Genomic DNA, 20845 nt, shown 5'->3' on the forward strand with positions numbered 1-20845 from the left:
CGACCGAAGCCGCCGGGCTTTCGCTAGATCCGATCTAGCGAAGGCCCGGCGGCTTTCTCGCGCCCAAGGGGTGAGGCGAGAGGAGGTCGGTCATGGACGCCAGTCCGCTGCGGGTCGCGGTGATCGTCGGCAGTACTCGCGAAGGGCGGGTGGGGGACGCCGTCGGCAAGTGGTTCGCCGGCCGGGCGGAACACCGGCGGGACCTCGTGACCGAAGTGCTCGATCTGGTCGACTTCGACCTGCCCGCCGGGCTGCCGGAGCATCCGACGCACGACATGAACCGGTTCGCGAGGCTGGTCGACGAGGCGGAGGCGTTCGTCGTCGTCACCCCCGAGTACAACCGCAGTTTCCCGGCGTCGCTCAAGCAGGCGATCGACTGCGCGTACGACGAGTGGCGCGCGAAACCGGTCGGCTTCGTCTCCTACGGCTACCGCTCCCAAGGGCTCTACGCCGTCGAGCAGCTGCGCACGATCTTCACCGAGCTGCACACGGTGACCCTGCGCGACACCGTGGCCTTCAACCTCCTCGACGGCACCCTCTTCGACTCCGAAGGGCAAGTGCAGGCCGTGACCACCTTGCTCGACGCACTCGCCTGGTGGGGGCTCGCCCTGCGTGAAGCGCGCGCCGCCCGCCCCTACGTCTGCTGAATCTTCTGAAAGGAAACGGAAAAATGAGTGAACTGGCCATCGAAGCCTCGGGGCTGGTCAAGGTGTTCGGGGAGAACCGGGCGGTCGACGGGATCGATCTGAAGGTTCCCGCCGGCACCGTGTACGGCGTCCTCGGGCCGAACGGCGCCGGCAAGACCACCGCGGTGAAGATGCTCGCGACCCTGCTCCGCCCCAACGGCGGTGAAGCGCGCGTCTTCGGCAAGGACGTCGTCCGCGAGGCCGACGCGGTCCGGTCCATGGTGAGCCTGACCGGGCAGTACGCCTCGGTCGACGAAGACCTGACCGGCACCGAGAACCTCGTGCTGATCGGCAGGCTGACCGGGCACCGCAAACCCGCCGCCCGCGCACGGGCGGCGGAGTTGCTGGCGGCGTTCGGCCTGACCGAGGCCGCGGGACGGCAGGTGAAGAACTACTCCGGCGGGATGCGGCGGCGGATCGACATCGCCGCGAGCATCCTCAACACCCCGGACGTGCTCTTCCTCGACGAGCCGACGACCGGGCTCGATCCCCGCAGCCGCAACCAGGTCTGGGACATCGTGCGCGCGATCGTGAAGCATGGCACCACCGTCCTGCTGACCACGCAGTACCTCGACGAGGCCGATCAGCTGGCCTCGCGGATCGCGGTCATCGACCACGGCAAGGTGATCGCCGAAGGCACCAAGGGCCAGCTGAAGGCGTCGGTCGGCGCGGGCGCCGTACACGTCCGGCTGCGCGAGGCCGACCAGCGTCCCGAGGCCGAAGCGCTGCTCGTCCGCAACCTGGAGGCACAGGTACTGCTCGAGCCGGATCCCGTCGCGCTGACCGCCCGGCTTTCGGGCGAGAGCACCGAACAGGGTGCCGCCGAGCACGCCGCGCGCGCACTGGCCGAACTCGCCCGCGCCGGCATCGTCGTCGACACCTTCTCCCTCGGCCAGCCGAGCCTCGACGAGGTCTTCCTGGCCCTCACCGACCGCACCGCAACGCCTGAGGAGAGTGCAGCTTGAGCACGACAGCAGTCAAAGACAACGAACCCGTTCTCGCCGCACCGAAGGCGGAGGATCTCGCGGCCGTCCTGATCGCGAAGAACCGCCCGCAGCGCCCCAGCGCGCTGTCGACTTCGGTCACCTTCGGGTGGCGCGCGATGCTGAAGATCAAGCACGTGCCCGAGCAGCTGTTCGACGTCACGGCGTTCCCGATCATGATGACGCTGATGTTCACCTACCTGTTCGGCGGCGCGCTGTCCGGCTCGCCGACGCAGTACCTGCAGTTCGTACTGCCGGGCATCATGGCGAGCAGCATCCTGATGATCACCATGTACACCGGGGTGGCGGTCAACACCGACATCGAAAAGGGCGTCTTCGACCGGTTCCGCACGCTGCCGATCTGGCGGCCGTCGGCGATGGTCGGCTACCTGCTCGGCGACATGCTGCGCTACCTCATCGCCTCGCTGGTGATCCTCGGCGTCGGGCTGATCATGGGCTTCCGCCCCGGCGGCGGATTCGGTGGCGTGGCCGCCGCGATCCTCCTGCTGCTGGCGTTCTCGTTCGCGTTCTCGTGGATCTGGACGATGTTCGGCCTGCTGCTGCGCAGCGAGAAGTCGGTGATGGGCGTCAGCATGATGGTGCTGTTCCCGTTGACGTTCCTCAGCAACATCTACGTCGATCCGGCGACGATGCCGGGCTGGTTGCAGGCCTTCGTCGACGTCAACCCGGTGACCCACGTGGTCGCGGCGGTCCGGTCGATGATGGACGGCAACTGGGACGGCGGCGAGATCACCTGGGTGCTGATCGCCGGCGCGGTCATCCTCGCGATCTTCGGCACCTTGACGATGCGGCTCTACAACAGGAAATGACCTGGGGGCGACAAGGTCCCCTGGCGGCTCACAACCGCCAGGGGACCTTGTCTTCGGGCGCGTAACGGCACGAAGAACCGGTGGTGACCGACGCGCGCAGGTGCGCGGCCAACGCCGGATGCTGCTCGTCGAGTTTGCGCAGGGTGTCCCGGATCCGGGCGGTCACCGTCTTGCGGGCGCGTTCGGCCTCGTCGCCGAGCCGGCGGGTGCGGCCGCCGAGCCCGGCCGCGGACCGCAGTTCGGTGAGCAGCGCGTCCCGTTCCCGGTCCAGCGCCGCGGCGCGCGCGTCCTGGCCCAGCCCGGTCGCGGTGTCGATCCGTTCGTCGAGTTCCTCCAGCCGCGCGCGATATCTGGCCTTCGCCTCGTCGTCGAGGACGGCGTCCCCGCCGAGACTCTTCGCGGCGACGACCACCTCGCCTCCTTCGGGATCGAGCAACCGAACGGCCGTCACCTCCGAACCCGGCCTGCCGAGCAGGAAATGCAGATCCCGCAAGCCTTTCGAGTCCGGGAGGCGGGTGGTGACGCCGTCGAAGCGCAAGGTCCACACGGCTTCGTCGCGGCGGAACTCGGCCGTCGGCGCAGCCGGGGTCCGGGCGTCCTCCCGCGCCCGCGCCGCCCTGGCGACGACCTGCCGCATGCCGAGCGCGGTGGCCTCTCCGGCCACTTCGGACAGCAGGGTCACCGCGGCCGTCATGTCGCCGTCGAGGTTACGGCCCAGCAGCGCCTTCGCCAGCCAGGACTTGGCTTCGGTCGCCCAGACCGTCGCCCTGAGCCGATCCGCGGAGAGCACGGCACGGCGCAACCGGTCCACCGCTTCGTTCCACCGTTCCTGCGCGAGATCGAGCCTGCCGAGCCAGAGGTCGACCGGGCCGGAGATCTCGCAGCCGTACAGGGAAACCAGCCATTCCCCGCTGTAGGGCGCGAGGAGCGCGCGGGCCGCTTCACACCGTTCGGGATCGCGCGAGACCGCCGCGGTTTGCGCTTGACAGCGCAACCACAACGCTTCCGAGTCACGAGGGTACGGTTTCGCGTCGGCCGCGAGGTCGGTGAGCCGGACGGCCTCCGCGACGTCCTCACGCTGGGCCGCGGTGATCGCCTCCAGCAGCCGGCTGTAGGAATACCCGTCGCGGGAGATCTCGCGGTGCAACCCGGCGAGTTCGTCGAACCGCCCCTCCAGACACCACCGGATCCAGCGCTGCAACTGGTTCAGATCGACGAAATGGGGATGCACGTCCCCTGTGTGGCACGAGATCACCTGCTCGATGTACGCCTCGGCTTCGGAGAACCGGCCCTGGAGCGTGGCGATGATGCTCTGGTCGATCCGGGAAGCCAGCTGCGAACTCGGCGCCCTTCCGGTGGCCGCCAGGGCGAGAAACTCCTGATACTGCTCGAAATACCGGGGATCGCCCTGTTCGAGCAGCGCCACCCACTTGAACGACGCCGCGTAGTGCTCCAATTCCGGGTTCGCCGTGCGCCTGCCGACGAGGACCAGTTCGTCGGTGAGCCGCTCGCGTTCCGCGGCGCTGCCCGGCCCCCAGATCGCGTCGTGCCGGGCCCACAGACCGAACAGCAGCGCGGAATCGTCCTGGTCGTCGCGGGCGGTCATCATGATGCGCGCGGAGAGTTCCTGCGTCATCTCTTCGACGGTGAGTTGCTGTCCGGGCTCGCGGCCACAAAGCCGCGCGTGCGCCTCGGCGAGCACGTCGACCGTCTCGTCGGCCCGCAGGCTTTTGTGATCGGCACGGACCAGGGTCAACGCCAGCCGGGCGAGGAGATCGTCGTCGTCGAGTTCACGGATGAGCACCGAGACGTCGTCGAGGACCTGCCTGCCCTCGTCCGTTTCGTGGTGGCGGGTCAGATGCGCGCCCAGTTCGAGCGCGATGACCGCCTGCCGCCGCCGGTCTTCGACGATCTCCATCGCCCGCCGGTAATGCGTGGTCGTCTCCTCGGTCGCCATCCGGCCGGTGGCGTCGATCGCGGCGGCCAGCAACAGGTCGACGGCCTCGTCCGGATCGAGTTGCCGTCCCGCGAGCAGCGCGTGACGGGCCATGTCCGCGGGGAAGAGCCTGTCCGGTGACGACGACGTCTCGCGGGCCGCCGCGACGACCGCGGCGTGGCGGTTCCGGCGGTCCGGCTCGGGCAAACTCGCGTACAGCGTCTCGCGGACGAGGTCGTGGGCGAAGGCGAAGCGGCCCTGCCCGTGCACCACGACCAGCCGCGCCGCGACGGCCTGGTCGAGCAGCCGGTCCACCTGGGGCACGGGCGCCGAGGCCACGCCCGCGAGCAGCCGTCGGTGGAATTCCCTGCCGAGCACGGACGCCGTGGTCAGCAGATCGAGGACCGGCCGGGGGAGTAGGGAAAGCCGTCTCTGCAGGGCATCGGCCACGCCGGGGGCGATGGTCTCGGCGGAACCGCCGCTGTGCCAGAGCCGCGCCGTCTGCTCGACGAAGAACGGATTTCCGCCGGTGCGGCGGTGGACCTCGGCGACCAAGGCGTCGTCGGGTTCCGCGCCCGCCGTCCTGGCCATGAGCGTGCCGACCTCGTCCGGTTCGAGGCCGGTGAGAGTGACCGAAGTGGCCTTCGCGAGCAACGGCAGCATGAGCGAGCGAAGCGGGTGATCGGTCGCTTCGACCTCGACGTCCCGGTACGTGCCGATCAGCAGCAGGCGTTCGAACCAGGTGTGCTGAGCGGCGAACTCGAGCAGCCGCAGCGACGCGGCGTCGGCCCAGTGCAGATCGTCGAGCACCACGACGACCGGCTGGTCCTGGGAAGCGGCCACCAGCACGCTCGTCACCGCGTCGTACAGCCGGAACCCGTCCGCCGCGCCGTCACCGCGCGCCTCGCCGAGCAGGACGTCCAACGCGCTGTCGGCCCTCGCGGCCCAGCAGCGCTCCCCGACCGCGCGCCGCAGCCCGCGGACCACCTGTGTCCACGGCCAGTAGCCCGGAGCGCTCGCGGAATCCCAGCAGGACCCGTTGAGCACGAGGGCACCGAGGCGTTTCGCCTCTTCGGCGGCGCCGGTGACGAGCGTGGTCTTGCCGATTCCGGCCTCGCCGGTGACCAGCACCAGCCCGCCATGGCTTTCGGCGGCGCGGGAGATCTCCGCGCGGAGTACCCCCGCGGGATGGTCACGTCCGATGAGCGCGGCTGACATGTCCGAATCCTCCCAGTAAGGTCCGACAATCTCACGACGCGCGTCCGCTGTCAGGCGATATCTCGGCTCCGCAGTGACCGAGGGTGACCGACGTCTCCCGGTCGCCGGGAACCTCACCGGGCGGAAACCCGACTTTCTGGACGTGACTAATCGAGTGGGACGGCGGGTGAACAGCCGCGGAAATTCCTGCCCAGCCGGGCGAAGGCGGCCTGTTGTGCCAGGTCAGGTGATCGGCGCCTGGAGTAGGGTGCGGAGTATGGGGAGCATTCGCTCGCGCGTGCTGGCTTGGGTCGGCCGTCGCTACCTCGCGCGTCAGCAGAAGAACGGCTTCGACCTGGCCAAGATGTCGATCATCCCGGACAACGCGCTGCTGCCGCTCAAGCGCGACGGTCTCGACCCGGTGGCCGAGCTGGGCCGGATCCGCGCGACGGAGCCGATCAGCCGGCTCGACCTGCCGTTCGGGATGAACGGCTGGCTGGTCACCGGCTACGACGAGGCCAAGGCCGTGCTGGGCAAGGTGAGCGAGTTCAGCAACGACTTCACGAACCTGGTCGGCAACGCGGGCGTGACCGAAGACCAGAACCCCGGCGGGCTGGGATTCGCGGATCCGCCGGTGCACACCCGGCTGCGGCGGCTGCTCACGCCGGAGTTCACCATGCGGCGGCTGTCGCGCCTGACCCCGCGGATCGACGAGATCGTCGCCGACCAGCTCGACGCGATGGCGAAGGCGGACGGCCCCGTCGACCTGTGGGAGGCCTTCGCCCTGCCGATCCCGTCGCTGACGATCTGTGAGCTGCTGGGCGTTCCGTACGAGGACCGTGACGACTTCCAGCGGCTGAGCACCGCGCGGTTCGATCTCTTCGGCGGCGCGGGCGCGTCGCTCGGCGCGATGACCGAGTCACTGTCCTATCTGGACGAAATCGTCAAGAAGCAGCGTGAGAACCCGGGCGACGGCCTGCTCGGCATGCTCATCAAGGAGCACGGCGACGAGATCGATGACCGCGAACTGGCCGGCCTCGCCGACGGCGTGCTCACCGGCGGGCTGGAGACCACGGCGAGCATGATCGCGCTCGGCGCGCTCGTGCTGCTCAAGGACCGCTCGCTGTTCGAGACCGTGCGCGGCGACGACGGAGCAGTCCACAAGTTCGTCGAGGAGCTGCTGCGGTATCTGACCGTGGTGCAGATGGCCTTCCCGCGGTTCGCCAAGGAGGACATGGAGGTCGGCGGCGTCCGCATCGAGAAGGGCGACATCGTGCTGGTCTCGCTCAGCGTCGCGAACCGCGACGGCGTCCTTGGTGAGGACATGGAGACGTTCGACGCGACCCGCGAGCCGACATCGCATCTCGCCTTCGGCTGGGGTATCCACCGATGCATCGGTGCCGAACTGGCCAGGATGGAACTGCGCACCGCGTATCCCGCGCTGGTCCGCCGGTTCCCGGAGATGCGGCTGGCGATCGATCCGGACGAGGTGGGCTTCCGGAAGGTCTCGATCGTCTACGGCGTCGACGCGCTGCCCGTGCTGCTGGACTGATCTTCAGGCGACTCCTCTCGGACGGAACTGGATGCTGATCCTCGGCCCGACCGGTTTGGCGGTCTTGGGGACGGCGTGTTCCCAGGTGCGCTGGCAGCTGCCGCCCATGACGATCAGGTCGCCGTGGCCGAGGGCGTGCCGGACGGTCTCGCCCCCGCCACGCGGGCGCAGCGCCAGCTGGCGGGCGGCGCCGACCGACACGATCGCGACCATGGTGTCCTCGGTGCGGGAGCGGCCGGTGTCGTCGCCGTGCCAGGCGACGCTGTCCCGCCCGTCCCGGTAGAAGCACAGACCGGAGGTCACGAACGGCTCGCCGAGCTCTTCCGCGTAGTGCGCCGACAGCGTCTCCCGCGCCTCCGTGAGGATCGGGTGGGGGAGCGGCATGCCCTCGCGGTAGTAGCTCAGCAGGCGGGGAACGGCGACGACGCGGTCGTACATCTGCCGCCGTTCCGCCTGCCATGGCACGTCTTCGGCGAGGCGGGCGAACAGTTCGTCCGCACCGGTGAGCCAGCCGGGCAGCACGTCGATCCAGGCGCCACGGGTCAGCTCGGTGCGCCGGAGCGCGCCGAGCGAGCCGAGCCCGAGGGTGGCGCACTCGTCGAAGAGCGAGCCTTGAAGTGCGGGGGTCATGGCAACCGAACCTACCCCGGTTCGGCCTGTTTGTCGAACGCCTGTTCGATTCTCGCCGAGCTGCCGTGAGCTAGGAAAGCTGCTCGTTGTAGTCGGGCAGCTTGAAGCCCTTTTCGTAGTTGCCGCCGGTGAAGTCGCCGGGACGGTTCCCGACGTTGGCGATGATGGTGTATCCGGCGGCGACATACTCCTTGCGGCAGCGCTGTTTCGTCTCGGTCGCGTGGGCCTCCGAGCTCTTGCGCACGCAGACGCGGTCCACCGGATAGCCGGCGTCGGTGAGCGCCTCTTTCGCGCCGCTCGCGCTGGAGCGGTAACTGGCCACCAGTACCGAGACCCCTTTTTCCTTGGCGTGCTTGATGAAAGCGAGCACGTCCGCGGTCGGTTCGCCGGGATGGTAGTAGGTCTCGAGAGCGGTGTTGTCGATGTCGGTGACGACGGCCAGTTTCGAGCCACCCTTGGCGATCCGCTGGTCGAGGTACGTCGTGCCGCCCTGCATCGCCGTGTGCACGTCGGACAGCCAGGTCCGGTAGCTCGGCACCGAGCTCGCCGAAGAGCTCGGAGCCGCGATGCCGAACGCCGCGCCGGTGAGGGCGGTGATGGCGAGGACGCGGGCGGTTCTGCTGTTCACTTTGGACCTGCTTTCGTCGCGGTTTTCCCTGTGGCACAAGAACTGTGCGTCTCGAACATAACCAGGCGGCTCCGCGTGGGAAACCCTCGGCGAAAGAATCCGTAAACAGAGAAACGCTATTCCCAGCTCCAGTGGAGACCGTGGATTCCGGGGGCTGCGTTCCGCCGCGACACGTGGACGGCGTGCTCGGCGTCGGGGCGTACGGCGATCCACCCGGTGGTCCGGTTTTCGGGCGTGCGGGCCCGCCAGGTCCGGCACGCGACCGGCTCCGTCGCGGGAGCGAAGACGACCTCACCGTGGTAGTGACCCACGGATTCCGTGAGCCTGCGGTGGTGGTGGTCGGCGACTATCGGCGACGGATACTCCTGGACGAAGTCGATGGCCAGCCGTTCGCCGCGCCGCAAAGTCCTGTCCAGTACCAATTCCGTCAGCGAGAAGCCTTCTTCGTCGAGTGCGAGCACCGTTCCGGGACGGCAATGGACGCCCTCGACCACCAGCGGCGGCGGAACGCCCGGCTTGCTTCTGGCCGCGAGGATCACCGTGTGCGTGCGGTCCTGCCTCGCCTCGATGAGCTCTCGCACCACGATGCGGCCGGTGCGCCGGTCCGGACGCACGTGGACGATCTCGTGCAGGTCGATCTTGCGGGCCGGGTTCATCAGGCTGTCCCGGAATTCTTCGAGCAAGGGCGGCAGAAAGGCCGGATGTCCCCACGCCCGATGCCATCGATGGAGCGGTGTCGCGGACCGCACGCCGCGACCTCGTGGTCGCGGGGAGCCGACCAGCCGGCGGAGGGATCCCGCCTGCACCGCGAGCACCTTTTCCAGGATTTCCACCGCCCTGAGCGATTCCTCCCGTTCCGGCACGCTTCGACCGCTCTGCCAATGACTCAGCGTCATCGCGCTCACCGAGGCGCCCAGCGCGCGGAGGCGGTAGTGCAACTGCCGGAGGCTGAGGCCGCGGGCCTGGACCGCCATCGACAACGCGCGGCAGAACGGCCCGGTCCGCAGCGCCTCGGCGAACTCGTCGGTCTGGGGCATGGCTCACCTCGCCGCGACAGTGTGCAACGAAGGTTCACGGCACACCACCGTCTTTCGCCGGTTGACAGCGCCCGCGGGGGAGGCCGGGCAGAATGGTCCCATGATCGACACAGTCAAGTCCGCCGACGGAACGCCGATCGCGCTCGAACGGCGTGGAGCAGGCCCGGTGGTCGTCGTCGTGGCGGGCGCGGGCAACGACCGCCGTGGCGACGAACCGCTGGTCGCGGAGCTGGCGGCGGAGTTCTCGGTGGTGACCTACGACCGCCGGGGACGGGGTGACAGCGGGGACACCGCGCCGTACGCGGTCGAGCGTGAGATCGAGGACCTGGCCGCGGTCGTCGCCTCACTCGGTGAGCCGGTGATCGTGCACGGCATCTCCTCCGGCGGCGCGCTGGCGCTCCTCGCGGCCGCGGCGGGAGTGCCGATGACGCGCCTGTCGGTCTTCGAGCCGCCTTATCGCGGCGAGACGGAAGAAGTCCCTGCCGGGTATGCCGACGAGATGCGCGAGCTGGTCGCGGCGGACCGGTGGGACGACGCCGTCGCGCTGTTCACGATGGCCGCGGTCGGCACCCCGGCGGAGGCCGTCGCCGCGGCCAAGGAGACACCGATGTGGGCGGAGCTGCGATCGTTCGCGCCCACGCTCGTCTACGACGCCTTCGTGATGAGGGACTCCAAGGTGCCGGGCGAACTGGCGTCGATCGCGACGCCCGTGCTCGTGGTGAACAGCAACGGCAGCACCGATTGGCTGAAGGCCGCCGCTCTCGCCGCGGCCAAGACGGTCCCAGGAGCGCGGCAGGTCGAGCTGGACGGCGAGTTCCACAGTGTCGCGCCGGAGCGGCTCGTGCCGGAACTCAGCGCGTTCTACCGGGATCCTCGATGAGACGCGGACAGGCCGCGCCGCGCGGGGAGATCCGGTAGCCGACTTCGAGACTGAGCGTCACGCCCACGTTCTGTCCATCTTGGACAATCGCCCGCGAAGGCTTCGACGTCCTTGTTCGCCGACTCCGCGCCGGAAGGCCAGGTCGATCGTCCCGGCCGCCAGTCCTTCGAGGACCGTCAAGGAGAGGATCACCGTCGTTACCCGATCAGCGGGACGCCGGGGCGTCAACGTCTTGTCCGGCGACGGCCCGTGCTCGTACAGTCGCAGCCTGGTCCTGGTCTGGACCATCACCGCCGCCCTGAGTGTGCAGGAGGCAGGATGCGGAGACGACTTCGGACCGCCGGGGTGGTCACGGCGGCCGTGCTCGGCCTGATCGCGTCGGCGATGCCGGCGAACGCCCAGGTCGGCACCGGGCCGTGGACGGCGGAGAATCCGTCGTTCAACGTCCAGGAGCGCGGCTGCGGGACCGTCGACGGGCTGAACTTCGAGCTGACCTGCTCCACCGGAAGCGGGGACCAACGCGCGGAACGGCGCTACGTGACCTATACCGGCGGGACCCGGCAGTTCGAGGGATCGTTCCGGATCACCAGCATGGCTGGCACCCGGATCAGCCTGAAGCAGACCTTCCGCGACGCGCCGACCGCCGGACCGTACTTCATGCTCGCAGTCGAACGCGGCGGGCGGCTCTACGCGGTTCACGGCGGGGAGACCGTGGGGAGCGGGGCGACCGTCGGGACGTCGGTGCGGGTCAACACGGTGCACCAGGTCGGGAGCACGCACAAGGTGTACATCAACGGCTCGCTGAAGCAGACCGTGAGCAGCAGCGCCGGGAGCTACTACGACAAGTTCGGCGCCTACCGGACGGCCAGTGGCGCCGGACCGGTCAAGGTGACGTGGAGCGGGATCAAGTTCTGGCGTAAGTGAGCCTTCGGTCCCGTTGGTCGTGAGTGGCGATTCGTGTTCTAACCCGAATCGCCACTCACGACCCGTTCCGGGCCGCGGCGCCACGCGTCGAGATCCGTCCACGCCTGCAGCGTCCGCCGGCTTTCGAACCGGCGGCGTTCCCCGGTGACCGGATCGGTGAACTCGAGGACCTTCGCCAGCAGCTGCAACGGTTCGGTGAAGTCGTCGAGCGGGGTTTCGGTCAGCTCCGGGTAGAAGTCGTCGCCGAGGATCGGCAACCCGAGGCCGCTCATGTGGAGCCTGAGCTGGTGGGTGCGGCCGGTCGCGGGGGTCAGGCGGTAGCGGCCGAGGCCGTCGCGGTGCTCGATCAGCTCCACGCGGGTCTCGGCGTTGGGCGGCCCGTCGACCTCCTGCGCGGCGATGACTCCGCGTTCCTTGACGATGCGGCTGCTGATGTCGCGCGGCATCGCGACGGCCGGGTCGTACCGCGCGATAGCGTCGTATTCCTTGTGCACCAAGCGGTCTCGGAACATCGTCTGGTACTTGCCGCGGACTTCGGGGGTGATCACGAACAGGATGAGCCCCGCGGTGACCCGGTCGAGCCGGTGCGCGGGGGTGAGCCGCGGGAGGTCGAGTTCGCGGCGCAGGCGCACGAGCGCGGTCTGCAGGATGTGCCTTCCGCGCGGGATCGTCGCTAGGAAATGCGGTTTGTCGGCGATGAGGAAATGTTCGTCGCGGTGCAGCACGGAAACCTCGAACGGCACCTCGACCTCGTCGGGCAGGTCGCGATGGAACCAGATGAACGAGTCCGGCACGAACGGCGAATCGACGCCGAGTGGCCCGTCCAGCCCGACGATGCGCTCCTCCCGGAGCATCTCCGCGATCCGTTCGGGCGCGACGCGGGGAAGCCGCTCGACGAGGTGCTCACGCAACGTCGACCACGGCCCCTCGGCGGGCATCTTGAGCCTCGCGGGATCGAGCCCGTGGCGGGGCGGGAGCGGCGGGCGGAGCTTGTGTCTCATCACCGCGCACTCTAGCCGCGACGGCTCGTCCTGCCTGGTCGTGGGCGGCTGCCGTAGGGCTCGGCGGGATGCTCCGGGCGTTGCCAGCGCGTTTCGGGGGTGTCGCGAAAGCCACTTTCGCGACACCCCCGAGTCGTCGGATGCCACGGGACTTATCCACAGTGGGGCTGGTGTGGCGAGTTGTCCACAGGCCGGGCGAAAGGTACTGGCGACCGAGGACTGGGGAGCCGACGATCATGGGGTGAAGTCCGGAGATTGGGCCCGTGATCCCGAGGGCCTCTACCAACGCAGTCGTGGTGGCGTGATCACCGTCGCCCGGTTGACGGAACTCGGCGTTCCATCGAGGACCTGTTATCGCCGGTGCCGTCCGGGTAAGCAGTGGCGGCGACTGCTCCCGGGAGTCTTGATGCTGAATTCCGGCGAGCCGACCCGACGTCAGCTGGTCGATGCGGCCCTGCTCTATGCCGGGCCGGACGCAGTGGTGACGGGAGCTGCCTCGTGCCGTCGGCACGGGTTGAAAATGCTGCCTGACGGTGCTTTCCGTGTCCACCTGCTCGTGCCTCTCGAGCACAAGGTAGGCAGTTCCGGGCACGTGATCATCGAACGCACGACCCGGCTGCCGCAGGCCGCCGTGTCCGGCGGTGTGCCACTGGCGCCTTTGGTCAGATCGGTCCTCGACGAGTGCCGTCGCCTCGGCTCGCGACAAGAGGTTTCCGCTCTGCTGGCCGAAGCGGTGCAGCGGGGTGCGAGCCTTGCGGAGCTGTTCGCCGAACTCGACGCCGGGAGCAGCCGCGGTACCGCGATCCCGCGCGAGGCGTTGCATCGGATCGCCGACGGGGCCCGGTCGGCGGCGGAGGTCGACGCGATGAAGGTGTGGCGTATGAGCGGCTTGCCGGAACCCTTGTGGAATCACGAGCTGCGGGACGAGAACGGTGAGTACATCGCGACGCCCGACGGCTACTTCGTGGCGGCGGGCTTGGCCTGGGAGATCGATTCCTACGACTTCCACTTCGGCAAGCAGCAGTACGCCGCGACGATAGCGTGAAACGCCAGGTATGCGGCCGCCGGCATCGTGGTCCTGCAGACCTTGCCCAGCCGCTTGCGAACGGAACCCCAGCGTGTCGCCGCGGAACTCGTGGCCGCGCACCGTGCCGCCGAGGCCCGGATGCGTCGCGCTGCCTGACCGCCGCCTGCTCCGGACGTCGCGAAAGCCACTTTCGCGACGCCTGATGTCCCGAAAGTGGCTTTCGCGACACCGGCGGCGACGAAAGCGGCGGGTCAGGCGTTCGGCTGGTCCCGGTACCGCGCGAGGTATCGCTCGGTCACCTCGGCTTCCGCGACCGCGACGGCCTCCGCCCGGGTCCGGCGGCCGATGCCCGGCGGGAAGCCGTTCTTGGCGAGCCGGTGCTCGATGCTCTCCTCCATGTAGGCCATCGAGTAGAAGTACGCCACGAGCGCGGCCATCAGCACGATCGCCAGCCGCAGGGGGAGCGGGCCGGGCAGGAGCAGCCACACCGCGCAGAGCGGGGCGATCATCACCGTGCTGCGGGCGACGTGCCGCCAGCGCCAGCTCCCGGTGGTCGCGTCGTGGAGGATCCAGTCGTGGTAGCGCTCGGGCAGCCTGCCGCCGAGTGAGTACCACAGCCAGCGGAACACGTCCGGGCGCTTGCGGGGCATCGGGCGACTCCTTCCTTCGATGCCTTCACAGTACACTAATGATTAGTACGCTAAACATTAGTGTCACGGCTAGGATCGGCGGCATGAACTCGGAGGGGCCGGAGATGAAGTCGATCGATCTGGGCGAGGATCCGCTCGCGCTGGAGCGTCAGGTGTGTTTCGCGCTGTCGGTCGCGTCGCGCAGCGTCATCGCCATTTATCGTCCGCTGCTGGAACCTCATGGGCTCACCCATCCGCAGTACCTGGTCATGCTGGCGCTGTGGGAGCGGGGCCCGCAGGCGGTCAAGGACCTGAGCGTCGCCCTGCGCGCCGAACCCGCGACGCTGTCACCGCTGCTCAAGCGGCTGGAAGCGATCGGTTACGTCACTCGCCGGCGTAGCTCCGAGGACGAGCGGCTGCTGACGGTCGAGCTGACGGAATCCGGTCGCGCGTTGCGCGCGGAGGCGGAAAAGATCCCGTATCGCGTCGTGGAGAAGCTCGGCATGGAGGTCTCCGAGCTGGAAGCGCTGCACAAGGCCCTCACCCGGGTCATCGAAGCCACGGCTTGAGCGAACCGAAACCGTGGCGTGACGAAATGAGGGTGTGAAGCGGCTCCGGGGTGGGTAATTCCCGTCACGCCAACTCAAAGTGACAGGAAGATGAGGGACCGTGACCACCTCGACCCCCGCGCCCACGGAAGCAGGTCTGGAGCTCAAGACCAGGCTGAACGCCTACCTGGAGGACGTGGCCGCGGCATTGGGGATACGGATGGATTCGGGCACGGTCGACCTCACCGGTCCGGTCACCGCCCGGTTGAGGCTGAACTGGCGCCTCCCGGGCTTTCCTGAGCGCGACGTCGACCTGATGTGGCACGAAGAGCACGGTTGGTCGGCCGCCGTGGCGACGCACGCGGACGACGATCACCACGTCGTCGTCGCCTACCTCGGCGGCAGGACGGTGGCGTCGCACCCGCGCCTGGTGGCGCGCTTCGCCGAGACCCTCCGCACCGGCGACCACCAGGACTGCTGGCCCGGTCCGCCGGCGTTGCGCACCGCCGCCGGACCGTCCTCGCTCGCCAAGGAACTCGCGGCCTGGGCCTGATCAGCCAGGCGGCGAGAGGACGACGTCGAGCGCGATCGTGATCTCCCGGCCGATCAGGAACCTCGGCGCGCGGAGACCGATCGCCCGCCGGTCGAAGACGGCGCCGGCGCGCACCCGCCAGGTGCCGTCGCCGTTGTCTTCCGGCCCCGCCGCGGTCACCGTGAGGGCACAGGACTCGCCGCGTGCGCCGAGAGCGCCTTCGATCGTCCACTCGCCGGGGCCACCCTCGATCCGGTTCGCCGCGAAGGTCAGCACGGGCTGCGCGTCGATCGCCAGCAGACCGGGTTTACGCAGGTCGGCGTCGCGTTTGGCGTTCCCGGTGTCGATCTTGTCGAGATCCAAGGCCGCTTCGACCGCGATGACGCCGTCCGAGGAGACCCGCACCGAGCCCAGGTCGACCGGGATCGATCCGCGGACCACGCGGAACCCGAAATTCCGGACGGTGAACGTGGCCGAGGTCCGGTCGGCGAGCACGGTCCAGGTGCCGACCCGGGCGGACGTCCCGGCGGTCATCGCGGCTCACCCACCAGGCCGAGCGAGGGCAGGGACGTGTGGAGCACGCGGTGGACGTCGACCCGGTCCGGGCCCGGCAGCAGCGCGGGATCCTCGCCGGGCAGCAACTCCGTGCTCATGACCACTTTCTGCATGGCCTCCATCGCCTCGATCGACGCTGTGAAGCCGAGTACGAGGCTGGACCGGTCTTCGGCGGTCAGGACGTAGAACCCGCCGACCCCGTCGAGCTCCCGCACGGCGGGCCGGATCCGCTCTCGCCCGCCGAACTCGGCGGCGTCGGCCTGTGCCCGGGTGAGCGGCCGGTCGAACCAGGTCGCCTGCGCGATCCTGGGCTCGGCCGCGCCGCTTTCGGCGTCGGAGACCTCGTAGACACGGGCGTCGTAGACACGAGCGACGAGGTGGTCCGCGGCGGCGAGCGCGGAGCCGCGGTCGCGCCACAACGCGACGACGAGCCCGGTCAGGCCGCCGACCTCGGCGAGGGTGCAGGTGCCCGGCGATCCGGTGCCGGGGTGGAGTTCGGCGGCGAGGGCGTGGCCCCAGCCTTCGGGCTCGTCGGCGTGCGAACGCCGGAACTGATGGACGGTGGCGTACATGGGTTTTCCTTCCCGTCGGACGTGCCGACCCTGCGCTCCCAGCGGCCTCAGGGCATCAGTGCCAGTACGCAGGGCGGTACGGAATCGGGCCCGGAGGGCGATACTCCTTCCGTGCACCGGGAACCGTTCGTGGGCCGGGAGGGCGAGCTGGCGAGTCTGCGCGGCAGGCTCGCCGACGCCGCCGCGGGTTCCGGCGGGCTCGTGCTCGTCTCGGGGCCGCCCGGGATCGGCAAGACCCGCCTGGTCGAAGAGGCGACGGCCGAGGCGTCCGCCGTCGTGTGGGGCCGGTGCGCGGATGATCCGGGTGCGCCGCCGCTGTGGCCGTGGCGCCGCGTCGTCGAGGCACTGCCGTCGGTCGATTCGGCCGTGAAGACCGCTTTCGCCGAGACCGAGGGCACCGGCGACGTCCAGGCGGCGCGGTTCCGGTTGGTGGCCGCCGCGTCGGACGCGCTGGTGGCCGCGGCGGAACCGGCGGGCCTGGTCGTCGTCCTCGAAGACCTGCACTGGGCCGACGAGGCGTCGTTGCGGCTGTTGCGGCATCTGGCGGGGGAGTTGCGGCGCTCGAAGCTGGCCGTGATCGCGACGCACCGGGACACCGGGCACACTCCCGCGCTGGACGCCGCCCTGCCGGATCTCCTGCGCCGGCCGGGCGCGCGGAGCATCTCGCTGCCGCCCCTGGCCGAGTCCGACGCCCGGGTACTGCTCACCGGACTGGCGGACGAGGAAGCGCGCGAGGCGTATCGCCGGTCCGGCGGGAACCCGCTCTACCTCGGCGCGATCGCGCGTTCGGCGGGCAGAGCCGAGCTCGGCCACCTCGTCCGTGCCGCGGTGGCGGCCCTCGGACCGGAGGTGCGGCGGCTGCTCGCCATCGCCGCGGTGCTCGGCGAAGACGTCGAAGCCTCCTTGCTCGCGGAGATCTCCGGCCTGCCGTTCGAGGCGGTCGCCGACGGGCTCGATCAAGCCGAAAAGGCGGGGGTGCTGGGTTCCGGCCGGTTCGCGCACGCCGTCGTCCGCGACGGGATCTACGCGGATCTCGGCCAAGCCGAACGGGAAGCGTTGCACGGTCGCGCCGCGGCCGCGCTCGAAGGGCACGCCCGGCGTGAACCCGCGCTCGCCGGGACGGTCGCCGGGCATTGGCTGCGTTCGGCGTCCGCGCCGGAGAAGACGGCGGAGTGGGCGGCGATCGCTGCCGCGAAAGCGAACCGGGCACTGGCCTTCGACGAAGCGGCACGCTTCCTCGCGATGGCGCTGGACGCCCGCGCGAAGGCCGGACTGTCCGAAGTGGACCGTGCCGGGCTGCTGCTCGATCTCGCCGTCGCCGAATACCGGACCGGCCGGTTCGCGCGCAGCCTCGACCATGCCCGCCGCGCCGCCGACGCGGGGCTGCTCGCCCGCGCGGCACTGGTGGTCCGCGACGTCGCCGCGCCGGATCTCCTGCCCGGCATCCGCGACCTCGCCGTCCGCGCGCTCGCCGTGGACGGGGTCGACCGGACGACGCGGGCACGCCTGCTGGCGCACAGCGCGTCGGTGGAAGCCGACTACGGCCGGTTCGCCGACGCGGGGAAGCTCGCCGACGAAGCCTTCGCGCTCGCTGAGGAATCAGGCGATCCGGAGGCACTGGTCGACGCCGTCCGTGCCCGGATGAAGGTCGCTCCGGACCGGCTTCCGCTGTCCGAACGGCTGCGGCTCGGCGCGCTCGCGGCCGAGCTGGGCTCGCGGACCGGGCAGCCGCTGGTTTCCTTGTGGGGCCACAAATGGCGGATCGACGCCGCCTTGGCGGACGGGCGGATGGCGCTCGTCGACGACGAACTCGTCGCGGTGACCACGCTGGCGCGGTTGACGAGGTTGCCGCTGGTCCGCTGGCATGATCTGCGGCTGCGCAGTTCGGTGCTGGCGTTGCGCGGAGATCTGGCCGAGGCACGCGAACTCGACATCGCGGCGGAGGAACTGGCGGACACCGAACTCGCGGACGACTTCTCCGCGAAAGGGATGTCCTACGCGTTCCGCACGCAGCTCGTGCTGCTCACCGGTGATCCCGGCGATCTGCGAGGGGATTACGCGGGTTTGCTGGAGCGGGCGCCGCATCTGCCGGTCACCTTGGTCTCCCGGCCGTTGCTGAGCCTGCTCGTGGGCGACCTCGACGAGGCGAGGGTCCGGTACGAACAGCTGGTCCCGCTGGTGCGGAGCCCGGAGTTCGCGCTGCACACCACCGGTGCGCTGCCCAACCTCGTGCCGCTCGTCGAGGCCTTCCACGACGTCGAGATGGCGGAATACCTGTTGCGGCGCCTCGAAGAGGTGCGTCCGACCGTGTCGAGCGGCGCGGGTGTCTTCTGCACCGGATCGAGCCTGGAGCACCCCGCCCGGCTCAACGCCCTGCTGGGCCGCCACGACGAGGCGGTGCGGCTGGCCGAGCAGGCCATCGCCGTGAACGAAGGCATCGGCGCGCGGCCCTCTGTCGCCCAGACGAGGTTGCTGCTCGCCGAAGTCCTGGTCGCCCGGCGCGATTTCGTGCGTGCGCGAGGGATCGCGCGCGAGGCCCTCGACGAGTTCCGTCGGCTGGCCATGCCGGGACCGCACGCGCGGGCCGCGGCGCTGCTCGACCGGATCCGCGTCGAACGCCGCGCCGCGGACCCGCTCACCGGACGGGAACGCGAGATCGTGGTCCTGCTCGCCGACGCGATGAGCAACCGCCGGATCGCCGAAAAGCTGGTGCTTTCCGAACGGACGGTGGAAAGCCACGTCCGGAGCATTCTGGCGAAGCTGGGCCTGGCGAACCGGACCGAGGTCGTCGCGTGGGCGAGCAGGGAAGGCCTCAGGGACTGACGGTCAGCTTGCCGAGGATGCGCGCGGCGACGGCGTCCAGGTTGTCGTCGAGGAAGAAGTGACCGCCTTCGAACACCTCCAGCTCGAAGGAGCCGCTGGTGTGCTCGCCCCAGTTTTCGGCGTCCGGCAGTTCCAGGACCGGGTCCGCGTCGCCCGCGAGCGCCACGATCGGGCAGCTCACGTCGGGGCCGGGCCGGTACCGGTAGGTCTCGACGGCCTTGTAGTCGCCGCGCAGCGCGGGCAACGCGAGCGCGCGGATGTCCGGGTCGTCGAAGACCGTGGGGTCCGTGCCACCGAGACGGCTGACCTCCTTGAGAAAGGTGTCGTCGTCAGCGAGGTGATGCGACTTCTCCTTCCACACGTCCGGACCTCGGCGGGCCGAGACGAACAATGCCGCCGCCACGATGCCGCGTGCTTCGAGCCGGCGCGCGACCTCGAACGCGGCGATGGCGCCCATGCTGTGGCCGAAGAGGGCGAAGGGTTCCCGGAACGCGGCGACGACGTCCACCAGTTGCTCGGCGAGGACGTGCAGGTCGTCGATGACCGGCTCGCCCATGCGGTCCTGTCGCCCCGGGTACTGGGCGGTGTGCACCTCGACGGTGGGTGAGAGAGCGGCCGAAAACGAGCGGTACGCGCTCGCCGATCCACCGGCGTGCGGGAAGGCGAGGAGCCGCATCCCGGCCGACGGCGCCGGATGGAAGCAGCGCGTCCAACTGCTCAGAGCCTGTCCTGCCATCGAAAATCCCCCAATCCGTGCGGGAACGACCCGCACGACACTGGAATGTACGGGGGATTCGCGGAATGCGTCCATGCTTGTGCGGGGTTGTTCACGCTGGGAACACTGGACACCGGGGCTCGGCGGATGGGAGCGGATGTGGCGGAGGACCTGAAGATCAGGATCGGTGCGGGTCTGGGGACCGGGACGGCGCCCGGGGAGTTCGGCGCCGCGGTCGATCTGCTGGAGCGGGCGGGCGTCGATTCGCTTTGGCTGCCCGAGGCGGTGTACTCGCCCAGGATCGATCCGGTCGTCGGGCTGACGCACGCGCTCGCCCGCACCACGAGACTGAAGGTCGGCACCGGGGTGATGGTGCTGCCGGGCCGTGATCCGGTGCTGGTCGCCAAACAGCTCGCCTCGCTCGCCGCGCTCGCGCCGAAAAGGGTTCTTCCGGTCTTCGGCCTGAAGCCCGCGCGCGCCGCGGAACTGCCGTTGTTCCCGGTGCCGCAAGGGCGCCGCGCCGCGGTGTTCGACGAGTCGTTGCGGCTGATCAGGGCCTTGCTCTCCCAGGAAGAGGTGACCTTCGAAGGCGAGTTCTTCCGCGTCGAAGGCACGGGGCTAGGCCTTCCGCCGGTCAACCGGCTCGACCTGTGGCTCGGCGGGAAGGCACCCGGCGCGCTGCGGCGGGTCGGCAGGCTCGCGGACGGCTGGCTGGCCAGTTTCCTCACGCCGGAGGAGGCGCGCGCCGGCCGCGAGGCGATCCAGGAGGCCGCCGCCGAGGCGGACCGGGAGGTCGAGGCCGACCATTTCGGTATCAGCCTCCTCGTCGCGGAGGACGGGATCCCGGACGCGCTCGCGGCTTCGGTCGCGGCACGGTCCGATGCCGATCCTTCCCGGCTGATCGCGGACGGCTGGAGCGCCGCCCGCGACCTGATCGCCGAGCACATCGACGCCGGGCTGAGCAAGTTCGTGCTGTACCCGGCCGGGCCGGAGCCGATCGAGCGGTTCGTGGAGAACTTCGTCGAGCACGCCGTCCCGCTGCAGAACTGAGTGGGTCACCCTGGTCGTGGGGGGGGGGGGGGGGGGGGGGGGGGGGGGGGCCCCCCCCCCCCCCCCCCCCCCCCCCCCCGGCGGGGCGGCCCCCCCCCCCCCTGGGGCCG

Annotated in this window: 21 protein-coding genes; 11 read left to right on the forward strand and 10 right to left on the reverse strand. The window is 69.9% G+C overall.

The genetic code is table 11. The features are described from left to right. Positions 1–92 precede the first annotated feature (92 nt). The 3 genes from ACIRGA_RS33945 to ACIRGA_RS33955 are packed head-to-tail and all read left to right on the forward strand — an operon-like array spanning position 93 to position 2499. Entirely contained in the window at positions 93–647 is a 555-nt protein-coding gene (locus ACIRGA_RS33945; protein WP_400949123.1) for an NADPH-dependent FMN reductase, read from the forward strand. A 23-nt stretch (positions 648–670) separates the two neighbouring features. After that, on the forward strand, positions 671–1651 hold the full coding sequence (locus ACIRGA_RS33950) for an ATP-binding cassette domain-containing protein (RefSeq protein WP_400949126.1): 981 nt from the start codon (positions 671–673) through the stop codon (positions 1649–1651). Beyond that, positions 1648–2499: an ABC transporter permease gene (locus tag ACIRGA_RS33955; protein WP_400949129.1), complete on the forward strand. Its 852-nt coding sequence runs from the start codon at positions 1648–1650 to the stop codon at positions 2497–2499. Before ACIRGA_RS33950 ends, ACIRGA_RS33955 begins: the two co-directional genes overlap by 4 nt. Before the next feature lie 28 nt (positions 2500–2527). Here the strand turns inward: ACIRGA_RS33955 and ACIRGA_RS33960 are convergent, their stop codons facing one another. Next, positions 2528–5653, reverse strand: coding sequence for an ATP-binding protein (locus ACIRGA_RS33960; protein ID WP_400949131.1), 3126 nt, complete (start codon positions 5651–5653; stop codon positions 2528–2530). A 256-nt stretch (positions 5654–5909) separates the two neighbouring features. Between ACIRGA_RS33960 and ACIRGA_RS33965 the strand changes: the two genes are divergently transcribed. Continuing rightward, entirely contained in the window at positions 5910–7184 is a 1275-nt protein-coding gene (locus ACIRGA_RS33965) for a cytochrome P450 (protein WP_400949134.1), read from the forward strand. A gap of 3 nt (positions 7185–7187) precedes the next feature. On the opposite strand, the gene ACIRGA_RS33970 is transcribed toward ACIRGA_RS33965, so the two are convergent. From ACIRGA_RS33970 to ACIRGA_RS33980, 3 genes are all read right to left on the reverse strand, one after another. Next, a complete protein-coding gene (locus ACIRGA_RS33970) occupies positions 7188–7814 on the reverse strand; it encodes an alpha-ketoglutarate-dependent dioxygenase AlkB (RefSeq protein ID WP_400949136.1) in 627 nt (208 codons plus the stop codon). Positions 7815–7884: 70 nt separating this feature from the next. After that, positions 7885–8442, reverse strand: coding sequence for an HAD family acid phosphatase (locus ACIRGA_RS33975; RefSeq protein WP_400949138.1), 558 nt, complete (start codon positions 8440–8442; stop codon positions 7885–7887). Between the two features lie 116 nt (positions 8443–8558). Further along, positions 8559–9479: a hypothetical protein gene (locus ACIRGA_RS33980; protein ID WP_400949140.1), complete on the reverse strand. Its 921-nt coding sequence runs from the start codon at positions 9477–9479 to the stop codon at positions 8559–8561. A 100-nt stretch (positions 9480–9579) separates the two neighbouring features. Between ACIRGA_RS33980 and ACIRGA_RS33985 the strand changes: the two genes are divergently transcribed. Continuing rightward, a complete protein-coding gene (locus tag ACIRGA_RS33985) occupies positions 9580–10359 on the forward strand; it encodes an alpha/beta fold hydrolase (RefSeq protein WP_400949142.1) in 780 nt (259 codons plus the stop codon). 57 nt (positions 10360–10416) lie between these two features. Here the strand turns inward: ACIRGA_RS33985 and ACIRGA_RS33990 are convergent, their stop codons facing one another. Continuing rightward, the gene (locus ACIRGA_RS33990; RefSeq protein ID WP_400949144.1) at positions 10417–10647 is read right to left on the reverse strand and encodes a hypothetical protein; all 231 of its coding nucleotides are present in this window, start codon (positions 10645–10647) and stop codon (positions 10417–10419) included. A gap of 30 nt (positions 10648–10677) precedes the next feature. Here ACIRGA_RS33990 and ACIRGA_RS33995 point away from each other — a divergent pair, with 30 nt between their 5' ends. Continuing rightward, positions 10678–11283: a hypothetical protein gene (locus ACIRGA_RS33995; protein WP_400949146.1), complete on the forward strand. Its 606-nt coding sequence runs from the start codon at positions 10678–10680 to the stop codon at positions 11281–11283. Between the two features lie 38 nt (positions 11284–11321). On the opposite strand, the gene ACIRGA_RS34000 is transcribed toward ACIRGA_RS33995, so the two are convergent. Next, positions 11322–12284, reverse strand: a complete 963-nt coding sequence (locus tag ACIRGA_RS34000) for an RluA family pseudouridine synthase (RefSeq protein WP_400949148.1) — start codon at positions 12282–12284, stop codon at positions 11322–11324. A 406-nt stretch (positions 12285–12690) separates the two neighbouring features. On the opposite strand from ACIRGA_RS34000, the gene ACIRGA_RS34005 reads away from it, so the two are divergent. Continuing rightward, positions 12691–13329, forward strand: a complete 639-nt coding sequence (locus tag ACIRGA_RS34005; RefSeq protein ID WP_400949151.1) for a hypothetical protein — start codon at positions 12691–12693, stop codon at positions 13327–13329. A 233-nt stretch (positions 13330–13562) separates the two neighbouring features. Here the strand turns inward: ACIRGA_RS34005 and ACIRGA_RS34010 are convergent, their stop codons facing one another. Continuing rightward, positions 13563–13961: a DUF5313 domain-containing protein gene (locus ACIRGA_RS34010; RefSeq protein WP_400949153.1), complete on the reverse strand. Its 399-nt coding sequence runs from the start codon at positions 13959–13961 to the stop codon at positions 13563–13565. A gap of 104 nt (positions 13962–14065) precedes the next feature. Between ACIRGA_RS34010 and ACIRGA_RS34015 the strand changes: the two genes are divergently transcribed. Both ACIRGA_RS34015 and ACIRGA_RS34020 read left to right on the forward strand, forming a co-directional pair. Beyond that, complete coding sequence (locus ACIRGA_RS34015) at positions 14066–14509, forward strand: MarR family winged helix-turn-helix transcriptional regulator (RefSeq protein ID WP_400949197.1); 444 nt, start codon at positions 14066–14068, stop codon at positions 14507–14509. 100 nt (positions 14510–14609) lie between these two features. Then, positions 14610–15041, forward strand: coding sequence for a DUF6292 family protein (locus ACIRGA_RS34020; protein WP_400949155.1), 432 nt, complete (start codon positions 14610–14612; stop codon positions 15039–15041). Here the strand turns inward: ACIRGA_RS34020 and ACIRGA_RS34025 are convergent, their stop codons facing one another. Both ACIRGA_RS34025 and ACIRGA_RS34030 read right to left on the reverse strand, forming a co-directional pair. Further along, complete coding sequence (locus ACIRGA_RS34025) at positions 15042–15554, reverse strand: YceI family protein (RefSeq protein WP_400949158.1); 513 nt, start codon at positions 15552–15554, stop codon at positions 15042–15044. Continuing rightward, positions 15551–16147: a hypothetical protein gene (locus tag ACIRGA_RS34030; protein ID WP_400949161.1), complete on the reverse strand. Its 597-nt coding sequence runs from the start codon at positions 16145–16147 to the stop codon at positions 15551–15553. Before ACIRGA_RS34030 ends, ACIRGA_RS34025 begins: the two co-directional genes overlap by 4 nt. Before the next feature lie 111 nt (positions 16148–16258). Between ACIRGA_RS34030 and ACIRGA_RS34035 the strand changes: the two genes are divergently transcribed. Then, positions 16259–18970: an ATP-binding protein gene (locus tag ACIRGA_RS34035; protein ID WP_400949163.1), complete on the forward strand. Its 2712-nt coding sequence runs from the start codon at positions 16259–16261 to the stop codon at positions 18968–18970. Here the strand turns inward: ACIRGA_RS34035 and ACIRGA_RS34040 are convergent. Next, entirely contained in the window at positions 18960–19706 is a 747-nt protein-coding gene (locus ACIRGA_RS34040) for a thioesterase II family protein (RefSeq protein ID WP_400949165.1), read from the reverse strand. The two genes, ACIRGA_RS34035 and ACIRGA_RS34040, sit on opposite strands and share 11 nt — an antisense overlap. 138 nt (positions 19707–19844) lie before the next feature. On the opposite strand from ACIRGA_RS34040, the gene ACIRGA_RS34045 reads away from it, so the two are divergent. Next, positions 19845–20735 (forward strand): TIGR03854 family LLM class F420-dependent oxidoreductase, encoded by an 891-nt coding sequence (locus tag ACIRGA_RS34045; RefSeq protein ID WP_400949167.1) that lies wholly within the window; start codon positions 19845–19847, stop codon positions 20733–20735. Positions 20736–20845: the final 110 nt, after the last annotated feature.

The sequence above is a fragment of the Amycolatopsis sp. NPDC102389 genome (assembly GCF_044765885.1).
GTDB lineage: Bacteria > Actinomycetota > Actinomycetes > Mycobacteriales > Pseudonocardiaceae > Amycolatopsis.

Coding starts and splice junctions, on each gene's coding strand:
- ACIRGA_RS33965 (WP_400949134.1), top strand. CDS start 5,910: ATGGGGAGCATTCGCTCGCGCGTGCTGGCTTGGGTCGGCCGTCGCTAC.
- ACIRGA_RS33985 (WP_400949142.1), top strand. CDS start 9,580: ATGATCGACACAGTCAAGTCCGCCGACGGAACGCCGATCGCGCTCGAA.
- ACIRGA_RS34000 (WP_400949148.1), bottom strand. CDS start 12,284: ATGAGACACAAGCTCCGCCCGCCGCTCCCGCCCCGCCACGGGCTCGAT.
- ACIRGA_RS33990 (WP_400949144.1), bottom strand. CDS start 10,647: ATGGTCCAGACCAGGACCAGGCTGCGACTGTACGAGCACGGGCCGTCG.
- ACIRGA_RS33945 (WP_400949123.1), top strand. CDS start 93: ATGGACGCCAGTCCGCTGCGGGTCGCGGTGATCGTCGGCAGTACTCGC.
- ACIRGA_RS34005 (WP_400949151.1), top strand. CDS start 12,691: ATGCTGAATTCCGGCGAGCCGACCCGACGTCAGCTGGTCGATGCGGCC.
- ACIRGA_RS34030 (WP_400949161.1), bottom strand. CDS start 16,147: ATGTACGCCACCGTCCATCAGTTCCGGCGTTCGCACGCCGACGAGCCC.
- ACIRGA_RS33995 (WP_400949146.1), top strand. CDS start 10,678: ATGCGGAGACGACTTCGGACCGCCGGGGTGGTCACGGCGGCCGTGCTC.
- ACIRGA_RS33950 (WP_400949126.1), top strand. CDS start 671: ATGAGTGAACTGGCCATCGAAGCCTCGGGGCTGGTCAAGGTGTTCGGG.
- ACIRGA_RS34025 (WP_400949158.1), bottom strand. CDS start 15,554: ATGACCGCCGGGACGTCCGCCCGGGTCGGCACCTGGACCGTGCTCGCC.
- ACIRGA_RS33980 (WP_400949140.1), bottom strand. CDS start 9,479: ATGCCCCAGACCGACGAGTTCGCCGAGGCGCTGCGGACCGGGCCGTTC.
- ACIRGA_RS33970 (WP_400949136.1), bottom strand. CDS start 7,814: ATGACCCCCGCACTTCAAGGCTCGCTCTTCGACGAGTGCGCCACCCTC.
- ACIRGA_RS34040 (WP_400949165.1), bottom strand. CDS start 19,706: ATGGCAGGACAGGCTCTGAGCAGTTGGACGCGCTGCTTCCATCCGGCG.
- ACIRGA_RS33960 (WP_400949131.1), bottom strand. CDS start 5,653: ATGTCAGCCGCGCTCATCGGACGTGACCATCCCGCGGGGGTACTCCGC.
- ACIRGA_RS34010 (WP_400949153.1), bottom strand. CDS start 13,961: ATGCCCCGCAAGCGCCCGGACGTGTTCCGCTGGCTGTGGTACTCACTC.
- ACIRGA_RS34015 (WP_400949197.1), top strand. CDS start 14,066: ATGAAGTCGATCGATCTGGGCGAGGATCCGCTCGCGCTGGAGCGTCAG.